The sequence below is a fragment of the Clostridium sp. HGF2 genome (genome assembly GCF_964240115.1).
GTDB lineage: Bacteria > Bacillota_I > Bacilli_A > Erysipelotrichales > Erysipelotrichaceae > Clostridium_AQ > Clostridium_AQ innocuum.
Genome location: NZ_CAXSSO010000006.1, coordinates 240,894 through 253,782, shown reverse-complemented (window position 1 = coordinate 253,782; position 12,889 = coordinate 240,894). Strand labels below are relative to the sequence as shown.

Annotated in this window: 11 protein-coding genes; 9 read left to right on the top strand and 2 right to left on the bottom strand. The window is 42.7% G+C overall.

The genetic code is table 11. From position 1 onward, the window contains the following. Positions 1–152: 152 nt before the first annotated feature. Positions 153–983 (top strand): hypothetical protein, encoded by an 831-nt coding sequence (locus tag ACESPQ_RS12490; protein WP_233108897.1) that lies wholly within the window; start codon positions 153–155, stop codon positions 981–983. 253 nt (positions 984–1,236) lie between these two features. Here the strand turns inward: ACESPQ_RS12490 and ACESPQ_RS12485 are convergent, their stop codons facing one another. Further along, positions 1,237–3,198, bottom strand: coding sequence for a BglG family transcription antiterminator (locus ACESPQ_RS12485; protein WP_257335041.1), 1,962 nt, complete (start codon positions 3,196–3,198; stop codon positions 1,237–1,239). A gap of 278 nt (positions 3,199–3,476) precedes the next feature. On the opposite strand from ACESPQ_RS12485, the gene ACESPQ_RS12480 reads away from it, so the two are divergent. The 6 genes from ACESPQ_RS12480 (at position 3,477) to ACESPQ_RS12455 (ending at position 8,106) form a co-directional block, all read left to right on the top strand. Continuing rightward, complete coding sequence (locus ACESPQ_RS12480; RefSeq protein ID WP_002606909.1) at positions 3,477–3,920, top strand: PTS sugar transporter subunit IIA; 444 nt, start codon at positions 3,477–3,479, stop codon at positions 3,918–3,920. Positions 3,921–3,933: 13 nt separating this feature from the next. Then, positions 3,934–4,248 carry a PTS fructose transporter subunit IIB gene (locus ACESPQ_RS12475; RefSeq protein WP_002606910.1) on the top strand — a complete coding sequence of 105 codons (315 nt, stop codon included), beginning with the start codon at positions 3,934–3,936 and terminating at the stop codon, positions 4,246–4,248. A gap of 24 nt (positions 4,249–4,272) precedes the next feature. After that, the gene (locus tag ACESPQ_RS12470) at positions 4,273–5,361 is read left to right on the top strand and encodes a PTS fructose transporter subunit IIC (protein WP_373144429.1); all 1,089 of its coding nucleotides are present in this window, start codon (positions 4,273–4,275) and stop codon (positions 5,359–5,361) included. Between the two features lie 29 nt (positions 5,362–5,390). Further along, positions 5,391–5,819 (top strand): hypothetical protein, encoded by a 429-nt coding sequence (locus ACESPQ_RS12465; protein WP_373144428.1) that lies wholly within the window; start codon positions 5,391–5,393, stop codon positions 5,817–5,819. Between the two features lie 38 nt (positions 5,820–5,857). Next, the gene (locus ACESPQ_RS12460; protein WP_373144427.1) at positions 5,858–7,132 is read left to right on the top strand and encodes a class II D-tagatose-bisphosphate aldolase non-catalytic subunit; all 1,275 of its coding nucleotides are present in this window, start codon (positions 5,858–5,860) and stop codon (positions 7,130–7,132) included. A gap of 290 nt (positions 7,133–7,422) precedes the next feature. Further along, the gene (locus ACESPQ_RS12455) at positions 7,423–8,106 is read left to right on the top strand and encodes an HAD family hydrolase (protein WP_373144426.1); all 684 of its coding nucleotides are present in this window, start codon (positions 7,423–7,425) and stop codon (positions 8,104–8,106) included. Between the two features lie 445 nt (positions 8,107–8,551). Here ACESPQ_RS12455 and ACESPQ_RS12450 read toward each other — a convergent pair whose 3' ends face one another. Then, on the bottom strand, positions 8,552–10,300 hold the full coding sequence (locus ACESPQ_RS12450) for a hypothetical protein (RefSeq protein WP_373144425.1): 1,749 nt from the start codon (positions 10,298–10,300) through the stop codon (positions 8,552–8,554). A gap of 187 nt (positions 10,301–10,487) precedes the next feature. Here ACESPQ_RS12450 and ACESPQ_RS12445 point away from each other — a divergent pair, with 187 nt between their 5' ends. After that, positions 10,488–11,204, top strand: a complete 717-nt coding sequence (locus ACESPQ_RS12445) for a LytR/AlgR family response regulator transcription factor (RefSeq protein WP_373144424.1) — start codon at positions 10,488–10,490, stop codon at positions 11,202–11,204. A gap of 2 nt (positions 11,205–11,206) precedes the next feature. Beyond that, positions 11,207–12,538: a sensor histidine kinase gene (locus ACESPQ_RS12440; RefSeq protein WP_373144423.1), complete on the top strand. Its 1,332-nt coding sequence runs from the start codon at positions 11,207–11,209 to the stop codon at positions 12,536–12,538. Positions 12,539–12,889 lie beyond the last annotated feature (351 nt).

Genomic DNA, 12,889 nt, shown 5'->3' with positions numbered 1-12,889 from the left:
ATACCTTGATGAGCATCACGTATTTCGTAATTCATGATTCCCATATAATGAGATGCAAAAAACTATTCTGTAATCTCCTCTTTATGAAATAGACTTCTTAAATATTGAAGCTGACAATGGTATACTATAGGAAGAGAAAGGAAAGGGAAGCAATGGAGAAAATTACGAGGGTATTTATGACAGGTATGCTGTGTCTGCTGGTGAGCGGCTGCAACAATTCAGGTAACAGCACAGCGGCAAAGGAACAACAGGAAACCCTGTTTAATGAACTGAACCGTGCGGCGGAAAAGTGCGTTGAACGCGGTAATCTGCAGATCGACTGGCAGTATGCAGGACAACAGGATTTGAAATGCGATGGCAAAGAGCTGGAGGAAATCAATGTGGGGCCGTCAAGAAACATAACATTATATGATTTTAAGCACCAGCGAAGCATATCCTATTTCTATGCGCTTGAAGATGCCGACCCGCAGGTGGAAGATAAAATCGGTATGGCCTGCAGCTACATCAACGGCTATTATGTAGAACTGAGCTTTGCGGAAGTACAGGGAAAACGAACCTTTCAAAAGGCAGAAAACCGTAGAAATAAACGTAAGGAAGCATTTCCATATACGGAAAATGATTTTGCCATGATTGTCCGGGATGTTGATAAGGACTATTTTCATATCGAAAAGGAAGAAAACGATAAGGAAATTGTCTATACGCTGACAATGTCGGATAAGGATCAGACAAATCAGCGGTATAAACAGGATGCGCAGGAGCGGGGAGAGGATGCAATGCGTATTGATAATTGTACACTGGATACAAATGAAATCATTGATCAGAAGCTCGTATATCATGTAAATACAGACGGTTATCTGAGCTTGGTTGAAGCTTCAACGACATGGCAGATCAATGATGTGAAAAAAGAAGTAAAGTATACCGCTTCCTATGAAACCTTTGATACATTTGATAGCAGTGTATTTGAAGAGGCGATAACATATTAGGACAAAAGCGCTTTATGGTGGCTGATGAAAATGTATAGGCGAATTCTAATTTTATAAAGATAACTGCTTCATGAAAATAAAAACGCTTTGTTTAACTTTCAGCTTTAGTAAATACGGTCATAAAAACAGACGATACAAAGATCGTCTGTTTTTTAGGCCTCTCGTTTTGCTTCCTATATCTGTTGGATTAAAAACCATAGGACGGCCAATTTTATAGAAAGAAAGCATTGCTTTTTTCATTATGGTCAGAGTTTTATTGACAGTGCTCCTGCTTCATGCTTTTTCCATACAGCACACCGATGATTTCCTCAGCTGTAGATGCTTTCTGGATATTCCCGATGAAATCCTCAGAGCTGATGAGGTGATATAGATCCTTCAAAAGCTTTCTCATAGTATCCTTTTGTTCAAAGGAAACAGCTATGAATAATACCACGCTCACCATACCGTCACGCCAAAGAATCGGATCATCCAGCGTAACCAGCACGATGGCGGTCCGGTTGACATACTTATCAGATCCGTGCGGTATTGCGATACCATTTCCGATTTCCGTAGAGGAAACCTTTTCTCTGTTCTTTACGCTGTCGAAAAAGCCATGCTCCACATAACCCTTTTGTAGCAATATACTGTTTGCCTTCTCCAGAATCTCCTCTTTCGTTTTGCATTTTTGATGAACCAGAATCGCATCGGTACTGATTGCCTGCAGCAGATAATGGAAGCGGGATTCTCTGACATCCCGAATAAGCCTTTCATAGGCTTGCGAGATTCTCTGTATATCCAACCTGTCCGCAACAGGAGAAATCACAACAGAGGGGATATCGCTGATATCCAGATCCATGGTGGATATGATGAAATCAAAATGGCGGAGGTACTCTGTTTTTAAATCGTGGATGCTGATAAGCTCAATTACGTCAAAGGTCGGCAGATTGATTTTTATTTGATTTTCTATCAGCATCGCATTCGCCTGTCCGCAGTTATAAACAATAGCTATTTTTTTCGAGAGGTTATGACGCTCCAAAGCAGCCTGAAAGTGAATGAGAATAAATCCTATCTCATCATCGGATAATGTGAAACCAAGCTTTTTCTCCAGAATACTGGAGGCAAGAGAAACGACCGAGAACATGGCGGTATACTGCTGTTTGATTTGCAGAATAAAGGGATGTGTAATCTTGATATTGTTTTTTAATCGGGCGATCATCGGAATGAAGTGCTTCGACAGTCCTGTCTTTAATATATCATCGGATGAGAAATCTGCATTGAATATATCGCCGATTGAGGATATCAGCTCATCGACGGTTTCCTGAATGATAGGGGAATACCCGGCTTTTGCGCTTTGCTCCTCATGATATACACCAGATAGACGGGCATTGACCCATCGGGTGTCAAGGTCATTGATGGTAATGCTTTGGGTATGCACGAGCCATTGTATGATTTCTTCTGTGATTGGATAGGTTTTTAAAACGTGAAGCTCTGTAACCACCGGTCTGACAGGAGCTTCTGTCAGCTCACAGCCCTTTCTGATTCTTTGAATAAAAATGGAATACGATATGAAAATCTGTGCGTAATAATTGGTATCCAGATGGAAACCAAGCTTTTCCTGCGCTATATCAATCATTTTCTTTGCGATTGACTGTGTGTCCTCATCGACATATCTGGATAAGATCTTACGACAGAGGCTGAAATCCATGATTTGATCCTGTTGCGTCAGAGAGCTAAGCTCCTCAAATATAAACTTGCGCTTTGCACTGCGTATACGCTGCTCCTTTGCGGTGATCCTCGTGCCGCTTTTACTGCGACTCAGCAGAATATCCAGCTGTCCCAGCTCTGCCTCCACCCTTTCCAAATCCTTAACGATGGATGTGGAGCTGACACGGAATTCATCCGACAGCCTTCGTACGGAAATGCTTTCGTCAAACATTAAGAGCTTCTCCATAATTTTCTTTCTTCTGCTTTCACTTGTAAAGGTTTCCTGCATCTCCTGTTGCATGGATTTTTGCAGCTTTACAAGAGCGTTTCTATCACCCTCCATACGGATACCCACCCCGTGCTTTGCCGTGATATCCAATCCGTATTCTCTCATATACCAGCGCAGCTCTGTTATATAATTGGAAATTGTTTTATTTGATACCATGAGCTTCTCTGCGAAATATCCGGTTTTACGATAATCGCTTTCTTCAAGTAAGAGATTCAGAAACTTTGTAAGAGCAGATGCTTTCATATGATTTCTCCTCCTGCTTCATTAAGACAGAAACTTCCTATCAACATCATAAAACGAATTCATAAAAATTGAAATAGCAACTTGCTTCTGTTCAAAGTGGAAAATAAAATACACCTGTGCGTGAGGCAGAAGCGGGGGTGCAGTTAAAACCAGCAAAGGATGAATATCGCACGGATATATCTGCCGTGTGTTTTTCTTTCCACAACTTGTGGAATAGAGTTGGTATTTCAAAAAAAGACCCGCACAGATACAATGAGGGCGTAGAAAGGAGTGGTCAAATGTTTGAACAGTCGATTGTGAAGGTGTCCGAAAGAAAATTCCGGACAAAGAAAGAAATCATAGCCTACTTATCACAGCTCGCTGCAGCTGCAGGAAAAATCGATGATATGGACCGCTATATCACAGCAGTGCTGCAGCGTGAGGAAACTGCATCAACTGCGGTGGGGTTCAAAATCGCGATACCGCATGGGGAATCAGATGCCGTCACGCAAACCTTTGTTGCGTGTGTTCAGCTGAAGCATCCCGTTGTGTGGGATCATGATGAGGTCGATCTTGTATTTATGATCGGAGTGCCGCTGTCGAGCAGAAACAAAGAGCATCTTCGTATTCTCGCAATGCTGAGCCGTCACTTGATGAAGGAAGACTTCCGCAGAGAATTGCGTGAAGCGAAAACGGATGATGAATTTTATGAAAGGATTAAATTTTTAGAAAACGAAAGATAAGGAGGAAACGGTTATGAAAATCGTTGCAGTAGCTGCATGTACCATCGGTATTGCACACACATACATGGCACAGGAGGCCATTGAACAGGAATGTAAAAAACGCGGGTATGCATGTAAAGTGGAAACACAGGGCGGTATGGGAATTGAAAATGAATTGGATGAGGATGAAATAGCGGAGGCAGATGCTGTCATCCTTGCCATTGCCATCGGTATTGAGGGAGAAGAACGTTTTGAGGAAAAAGAGGAAGCCGGAAAAATCATTAAAATCGATCCGTCCGTAGTGATCAGAGATCCGGCAGAAATCATCGATCGGGCAGAGAAATTATAACATTAAATAAAGTGAGGAGAGCTTATGTTTAAAACTATAGGAAAAGATTTAGTTAAGGCGTTTAATACCGGAGTATCCTATTTCCTTCCGGCTGTTGTCATCGGCGGTGTGTTCCTTGCATTTGCGCTGGCAACCGGTGAGGCAGGCAGCGACGGCATGAAGATAACAAATTCCTTTATGCAGAATATAAATACCATCGGTTCTGCAGGTATGGCGATGATGATTCCGATGCTAGCAGGGTATATCGCATACTCTCTGGCTGGAAAGCCTGCACTGGCACCCGGTATGATTATCGGTTATATCGCAAACAATCCGGCTGGAGATAACAATGTTTCTACAGGATTTCTGGGGGCGATGATTATGGGGATTCTGGTTGGCTATGTATGCAAATGGATCAAAAGCTGGAAGGTGGGACCGACGATCAAGTCCATTATGCCGGTTCTGATTATTCCAATCATATCCGCGTTGATTTGCACTCTGGCGTATCTATATATTCTGGTTGGACCTCTGGGGGCGTTGATGAAGGCTTTGACAGAGATGCTCAGCGGTATGCAGGGGGGCAGCGCAATCCTGCTTGGAATTGTAATCGGATTGATGACAGCATTTGATATGGGTGGTCCCATTAACAAAACGGCATCAGCATTCACAATGGCACTTATGGCTGAGGGGCTGTATGGACCAAACGGCGCATTCCGTGTTGCCGTGGCAATCCCACCGCTTGGATTGGCATTATCCACCTTTATTTCACGCAGAAAATATGATAATGCTGAAAAACAGCTGGGAGTTACCAGTGCCTTTATGGGACTGATCGGAATCACTGAGGGAGCGATACCATTTGCCGTAAAGGATATCAAGCATGTGCTTCCGGCAATTATGGGAGGCAGTGCCGTGGGAGCGGGTCTTGCAATGATGCACGCCATTGAGTGCTATGTACCTCACGGCGGAATGATTGTTGCTGCTGCGACGAATAAGCCGCTGCTGTATACGCTGGATATGGCAATTGGTGTCATTGTGACTGCACTCCTGCTCATGATTCTCAAACCGAATCTTGAGGATAAGGAAAAAAAGAAGGTTGGAACAGCCGCTGATCAGGGCAGTATGCCTGTGAAATAGCCGGTATTCTGCACACAGTCGTGTTGGGTATGGATTATAAAAGGGCTGTATTGTATGAAACCCGTAACATGGAATCCCACAGGCAGTTCACCTTCATCGGGGATGAGAATGCAGAGAATAAATACAGGCGGAAGGAAGATAACAGCGATATTTATAGGGAATCGAGCGTATATCTGCTCAGGAAAATGGAGCCGCAGGACTGTCATGCACTTGTCTATGCGGATGAGGTAATGCTGGTGAATGACACAGATCAGATAAAGCTGTATGCAGACTATCTTACAGCTGTGTTCAGCATGCGCGCTCAGACGAATTTTGGACAGCCGCTGCAGATTTTATATGAAAAGGAAGCAGAACAAGCCGTACAGTGTTTTCTAAATAAAGTCGTACAGCATTTGTGTCCGTCAGCAGCTTTCTGGTATTACCGTATGGTCACAAGAAAAGGATTGGCGTCATTTTAATAAATAGCCGGCAGGCGGGAAAGGAAGATAGGATCGATATGAATAAATTACCAATAAAAAAAGTCGTAGAAGGACTATTAAAACTGCAGGATACAGGGGAAAGTGCAACGCTTCTTGGCATTGGGCCAATGTCACCGAATCTGTTACAGGCAAGCTTTGAAATTGCAAGAGATTATGATTTTCCGCTCATGTTTATCGCAAGCAGAAATCAGGTTGATGCAGATGAGCTGGGGGGCGGCTATGTCAATGGCTGGAATCAGAAGCGCTTTCGCGAGGATATCCGTAAGATTGCGGATCAGGTAGGCTTTGACGGTCTTTACTACCTCTGCCGAGATCATGGAGGTCCATGGCAGAGAGATAATGAACGTAATGCCCATCTATGTGAAGAAGAAGCTATGAAGCTGGCACGTCAGTCCTATCTTGCGGATATAAAAAACGGGTTTGATCTTCTGATGATTGATCCGACAAAGGATCCGTTTGAAATCGGAAAGGTGATTCCGCTGGATGTGGTTTTACAGAGAACGGTTGCACTGATTGCTTACTGTGAAGCAGAGCGTAAACGTCTTGGACTGCCGGAAATCGGTTATGAGGTAGGTACAGAGGAAACTAACGGCGGATTGACATCCACTGAAAAATATCATGAATTTATTGAAAAGCTGGAGAAGGAGCTGCAGGCAAACGGTCTGCCGATGCCGACCTTTATCGTTGGACAGACAGGAACACTGACCAGAAAAACCGAGCAGGTGGGCACCTATCATTTCCACAATGCGTATGACCTTGCTGCTATGGCTAAGAAATACGGTGTTGGATTGAAGGAGCATAATGCGGATTATCTGGATGATGTGACGTTACTGGAGCATATTCCTGCAAATGTGACCGCAAGCAATGTCGCTCCGCAATATGGTACAGAGGAAACAAGAGCATATTTGAAGCTGTGTGATGTGGAGGATATTTTGAAAAAGGAGGGTCTGATAGAAAAAACCTCTGATTTGAGAAATACTCTGCTGGTTAAGGCAATCAAAACAGAGCGCTGGAGAAAATGGATGATGGGCGAACAGCGCAATCTGCAGGTAGAGGATATCTTACAGGACAAAGCACTGTCACTGGATATTCTGGATATCGCAGGCCACTATGCTTTTCATGATGCAGATGTCATTGAAGAGCTCAATGTGCTGTATGAAAATCTGGCGAAGCATCACATTGACGGACAGCGGTTTGTTGTTGATCATATCAAGCGTCCGCTGCAGCAGTATGCGGAATGCTATCATCTAAAGGGTGTCACAACCCGCATCCGTAAAGCAATGAAAGAATAGTATGATACAGAAGTCAGAAAGGAAGGTCTGGCTTCTGTTTTAATTTTAAAGCGGATAAGATAGACTACGCATAGGGTATAACAGGATCGATCTTGGAAAACCTGGTCTATGTAATTGGCTGGCAAACAGCCGACAGAAAATAGAAGGAAAAAATCCGATCCTGCTGTTAGAGAACAGATTTTTACAAATATGGCATACCTGCATAAATCACGCTTGACTGCTGTATGATTGTTGGATACAATCTCTGTGAAAGAAAATGTATGTGCAGAAAGCCTGCAGGAGGTAAGACGATGATAAAACAGATAACACATATATGCTTCGATCTGGATGATACATTGTATGAACAGATCACGCCCTTTAAACAGGCTCTGCTTTCGGTACAGCCTGTGCAAGAGGAGCTGCTGCGGGAAATCTATGCAAGCTTTCGCATGCACAGCAATGAACTGTTTTTCCTGCATCAGAGAAAGGAAATTTCCTTTCAGACCATGCATATAAAACGGATACAGCTAGCAATGGCAGATCATGGTATTTCGATAAGTGATAAGGAAGCAGAATGTTTTCAATTGAATTATCAGCAGGGACAGTATGCGATTTCATTAAGCAAAGACACTGTACAGCTGCTTGCATATGTAAGCAGCAAAGGTGTGAAAATCAGTATGATCACCAACGGGCCGGAAGAACACCAGCGAAGAAAAATAAAGAGTCTGGGTCTGCAAAGCTGGATTGAGGAAAAGGATATCTTTATTTCATCTGCAGTTGGTATTTCAAAACCGGATTCACGCATCTTTCATATGGCGGATCAAAGCGCTCTGTATGTTGGAGATTCCTATGAAAATGACATCATCGGGGCGAAAGGGGCCGGATGGGATGTTATCTGGCTGAATAAGTACGGACTGCCGGATGAAAAAGGGCTGGCGGATCATATCGTACAGAATGACGGAGAACTTCTGCAGCTGATTAGGCAGCTTATTTGAAGTCATGCCGCTTGTACTTCAGTTGATTTCAAACGAAGTAACCGCGATGGCACGAATCTGAAACAGCGGCTTTTCACTTGCGGCTGAACTATCATGACTCATATATCATGTGGGGTACAAAGGGTTTGCCATTTGTATGAAGGTACAACAGCAGGCAGTATTTTTAAAGAAAAAGGGTTGCATATGAATATTTATACAATGGTGTCTGATAGCTTATGATTTCATATATTCATTTATCGCAAACAGGCAGTACCTTGCTTTTATATGAAAAAAGTCAATGCTCTGCATAGGTTCTTTCTTACGTTAGGGTGTTTGCAAACAGGGAGAAATCAACTTCTATTGATAGTTACGATAGTGTTGATTTCTCCATGTTTTTATTTACCCACAATCGAGTAAGAACCTCTGCATACAGTCATTGACTTTTCTATTTGTTTAGAGCTATCTGTTACATTTTATCTTTTTGATATTTTCTTCTTAAGAGCAGACATCCCATACCTGTCAGTGTGACTGTGGACAACAGATACCATAACTCTATGTATGTCGTATTCCCGGTAAACGGAGCTTTAGATTTTTCTTTCTTGATTTCCTTAGCATCACTTGAAGGGGAAACCGGCTGCTCCTGATCTTTCTCAGCTGCCGTAATTATTGTGAAGCTGCATTCCGCAATACCGGTTGAAGAAATGATTCGTAGGGTGTGCATACCCGGCTGCAGCTGCTTCGTGCAATCCGGTAACAGAGTGATTACGGTACTGCCTTCCTTAACCGTGTATTGATTTGGTGAAATGATAATTTCGTCTATTTCCAGTGCAATGAATTCCTCATAAGCGGTATTGGCTGTAAATGAAGCCTGTTCCCCTTGCCGTATACTCTGATTGGCACCCTGTACGATTAATGCAGGAATGACGGGTGCTGGCTGCGGCTTTAATTCCAGCTGATTGATTGCATCTGCCAGCGATTTTGCATAGGTATCCAGTATCTTTTGCTCAGTGATATTTTTATCCCATGGAATATTCAGTATGAGATCATACAGCTTCTGTCTGGACGCATCTGTATAGCACTCTATCTGTGCCGGTACTTTCTGCAGAGCATCGTGTATTCCCGTATAATCCGCAGAAAGATAAACCAGTGCATCTATTTTTGCTTTAATATCCGTATACATAGCATCTACTTCGTCCTGCTCGTAAAAGCGTTTATCCATCTTGACAGCCTTCATACTCTCCTGCAGGGCGTTCCATCCATTGGACATATAGAGTGCTTCATTCAGATCGTTTACCTGTTTCAGTAATGCATGCAGTCTTATGTAATCAGCCGGCTGCACCTGCAAAGTTACGTTTCCTCCGTATAGCTGGGGAGCCTTTACATCCCATGAGGTAAGGTCATGTATGATGATATTCCCCAGTGTATTGGATATTGCTGTCCTTGTTGAGTGTATTGAGATATCAGCATTAGACATCGTGATATCCGCATCCACCTGTTCTCTGCGGTTTCGATACAGGCCGCGGTCTGCCTGAATGGACAAGGCGCCCCCGTCAATGGTGATTGCATTATATACAGCACTGCCGTCATCTGTAAAAATACCGATACCATCCGGTGCGTTAATATCCAGGGTACCGCCGTGCAGCTGAAATTCACCTACCAGATACAGGCCTTCCGACCCTGTCACAGTAACGGATACGGCACCACCATTTTGTATATAAGACTCATTGGTAACAAGCCCTCCCAGAAAAGCGTTTTCAGAATCAATGACAAGGGACCCGCTGTTCAAAATCAGATTATCCAGATTTAAACCGCAGGGGGCGTTTAATTCAAGACTTCCATCGCCTTCGACTGTTTTTGTTTTGTACTCTCCGGGAAAAAGAATCACCCAATTCTCTGCCAAGCCTGTTTGGGTACAGGTGACGGCATTACGGCCCTTCAGGATGATGGATACATCCTTATCTCTAGGCAGTATGATACCGTTAGTATCTGTGGTATCCAATGTGAAATCCTGCAAAATAAGCGTATAGGAGCCATCTGAATTTTTTATCCACTGCCAGCCTTCTGTGGCATTTTGAGCGGAATCCGCTGCCTTTGACAAATCAAGTTTCTGTGTCCGTACAGTCGCAGCTCTCACAATAACAGTATGCATACCGGCCGGACATGTCCATATGGAAATGAAGATAAGAATTAGAACAATTCGAATTTTTTTATACATCACGGCTTCCTCCCTTTATGTTTATGTATTATCCGATGTTTTACAGCTTCATTATTTCAAAAACTTCATCATAATACTATAAAATGTGCATGAGCCGTAAAATCCATGCATAAGCCGGAAGAAAGCAGGTAAATTACGTGCTATAATTTGAAGGAAGAAGAATCTTTCTTTTGGAAGGAGAAACGATATGATTGTAGCTGTCTGTGATGATCTGCAGGCTGATCGTGACGTGCTGGTGAGCTATTGTAAACGATATAAAGATGAATATAAAATGCCAATGGATATTCTGCAGTTTGCGAATGCCGGTGAACTGCTGCAGAGTCAGCAGGCCAGAGCATCAGATCTTATTTTTCTTGATATCTACATGGAGGGTGCCAGTGGTATGGATGCCGCACATATATTAAGGAATAAGGGATTTGATGGAGCTATTGTGTTCACTACGACAAGTCAGGAGCATTATGCACAGGGGTATAAGGTGGAAGCACTGCATTATCTGAATAAACCGGTGACATGGGAAAACTTTTTAGAAGCAATTCGCAGAGTGAGAAAGCATGCAGACAGGGATGTGAAAACGATTCGGGTAAGCAATGGAGCCATGTTCTTAGATGTGCCATTGGATACAATTTGTTTTATAGAAGTTTCAGGAAGGAAAACGATCCTGCATACCACCCGTCATAATATCGTCAATCGTGAATCACTGTCTCTTATAGAGGAACGTCTGGGTGGAGATCCGTTTTTAAGATGTTATCGTTATTATATTATCAATATGGATCATGTTTTACGTTTAAATGATCAGGGATTTCTTATGACAAATAAACAACTGATACCGATTTCAAGAGACAATCGCAGAGAAATCAGAACGCATTATCTGTCCTATGTATTTGATAAAGTGGAGGTGAAGTGAGTGTGCACGTTGTATGGGAGTTAATCGTAACCTTCATTGAGGTTTCCATGACTGCAGGATTTGTTCTATATGTGTTGCAGGATCATTTGAAAACAGGCAGAAGTAACACCATGCTTGGGGCGGCTGTTATTGTATCGATGATAAGTATCCTTGATACGGCTTTTTCCAATACGATCAGTTATCTGCTCCCGTTTGATTATACAACTCTGACAGGTATGGTATGGCTGTTGATTGCATATGCTGCCATATCTTACGCAACAGAGGAACCGCGGGATCGGGTGCTGTTCCTTCTCTTTTTATCCATGAATGTATTGCTGCTAAGCAGAAGCACGACGCTGCTGATTTATCATGTTATTTCTCCTGAACTCCTGCAGGGTGAATACACATGGATGGATATCGCCGGTTACGGGATTCCCAATATCTTCATTACATCCGGATGTGCGTATATTACAAGTCGCTATTATCAGAAACTGAGGTTTATTCATACATCAAGTAACTATTTGTATCTGGTTCCATTGTTTTTCTATCTTTTAGCTGCATTTCAGATAAATCTGTATCCGGTTGATGAATATGTGTTTGTATTATTTATGAAAGTTATCGTAATTCTTTGTGCTTTTATGACATATTCCCAAATGATTCAGGCGGTAATCAATGCTGCTAAGGCAGTACAGGAAGCAGAGTTTCATAAGCAGCTCTCCTATCAGCTGAATATTGAGAATACACGTATTTCAGAGCTGGAAAGCCATGCCGAGGAAATCCGGCATATTCGCCATGACCGCCGCCAGCATGTACAGGTATTGCGGGGATTGCTTGAGCATGAAGATATTCAGAAGGCGCTCGAATATCTTGCGGATTATGAGCAGAGTATGGCAGAAGCTATTAAACCATCACTTTGTGAGAATTTCGTCGCAGATACCTTGTGCAGAAGGTATGCTGCACTGGCTGAGCAGTCAGATATTCACGTGGAAATTACAGTGGTGTTTCCACAGAGTACAGGCATTGCCGGCAGCGATATTGCTATCATACTGGGGAATTTGTGGGAAAATGCAATCACTGCTGCTTTGGACTGTACGGATGCAAAACGTTTTATCTGCTTGTGGATACAAACACAGAAGGACAAGGTACTCATACGCATGCAAAATGGCTACGTCGGAGAAATTCATTTTGAAGAAGATAAATTTTATTCTACAAAAAAGGGAAGAATGGATAGAGAAGGCATCGGCATTCGCAGTATCAGAGCGGTTGCAAAGAAATACGGCGGTCTAGCGGAATTCACGTATACAGATGATACTTTTACAGCCTCAGTACTGCTGTATAGCACTGACCATGAGTAGGAAAAAATCATTGAGAATCAGGCTGTCGTAAAGGTGAAATCAAATAACATATTCAGGAAACGCTCGCAGTTTCTTCGATAACACAAAATTTCAAATCACAATTAGAAGCTGAGGGTGCATTTATTTGGAAAATTTTATAAAGCTGTTCACAGGATAAGACGAACAAGCTGCTGCTCCTCCTTCTTCTTTTTGTACGCTTAATAAGGTCAACGATTGTATATAATTGAACATTATATAAATCCGCTGTATTTCTGCGTAAAAACGCTGAAAAGGCTAATAAATAAAGCCTTAAAAAACGTTAGTGTTTATACATTATCTACACAGACAGCATTTCATACACCATTGAGCTTG

Bases quoted from the DNA above. Each gene is read 5' to 3' on its own strand.
- ACESPQ_RS12490 (WP_233108897.1), top strand. From the start codon at position 153: ATGGAGAAAATTACGAGGGTATTTATGACAGGTATGCTGTGTCTGCTG.
- ACESPQ_RS12485 (WP_257335041.1), bottom strand. From the start codon at position 3,198: ATGAAAGCATCTGCTCTTACAAAGTTTCTGAATCTCTTACTTGAAGAA.
- ACESPQ_RS12480 (WP_002606909.1), top strand. From the start codon at position 3,477: ATGTTTGAACAGTCGATTGTGAAGGTGTCCGAAAGAAAATTCCGGACA.
- ACESPQ_RS12475 (WP_002606910.1), top strand. From the start codon at position 3,934: ATGAAAATCGTTGCAGTAGCTGCATGTACCATCGGTATTGCACACACA.
- ACESPQ_RS12470 (WP_373144429.1), top strand. From the start codon at position 4,273: ATGTTTAAAACTATAGGAAAAGATTTAGTTAAGGCGTTTAATACCGGA.
- ACESPQ_RS12465 (WP_373144428.1), top strand. From the start codon at position 5,391: ATGGATTATAAAAGGGCTGTATTGTATGAAACCCGTAACATGGAATCC.
- ACESPQ_RS12460 (WP_373144427.1), top strand. From the start codon at position 5,858: ATGAATAAATTACCAATAAAAAAAGTCGTAGAAGGACTATTAAAACTG.
- ACESPQ_RS12455 (WP_373144426.1), top strand. From the start codon at position 7,423: ATGATAAAACAGATAACACATATATGCTTCGATCTGGATGATACATTG.
- ACESPQ_RS12450 (WP_373144425.1), bottom strand. From the start codon at position 10,300: ATGTATAAAAAAATTCGAATTGTTCTAATTCTTATCTTCATTTCCATA.
- ACESPQ_RS12445 (WP_373144424.1), top strand. From the start codon at position 10,488: ATGATTGTAGCTGTCTGTGATGATCTGCAGGCTGATCGTGACGTGCTG.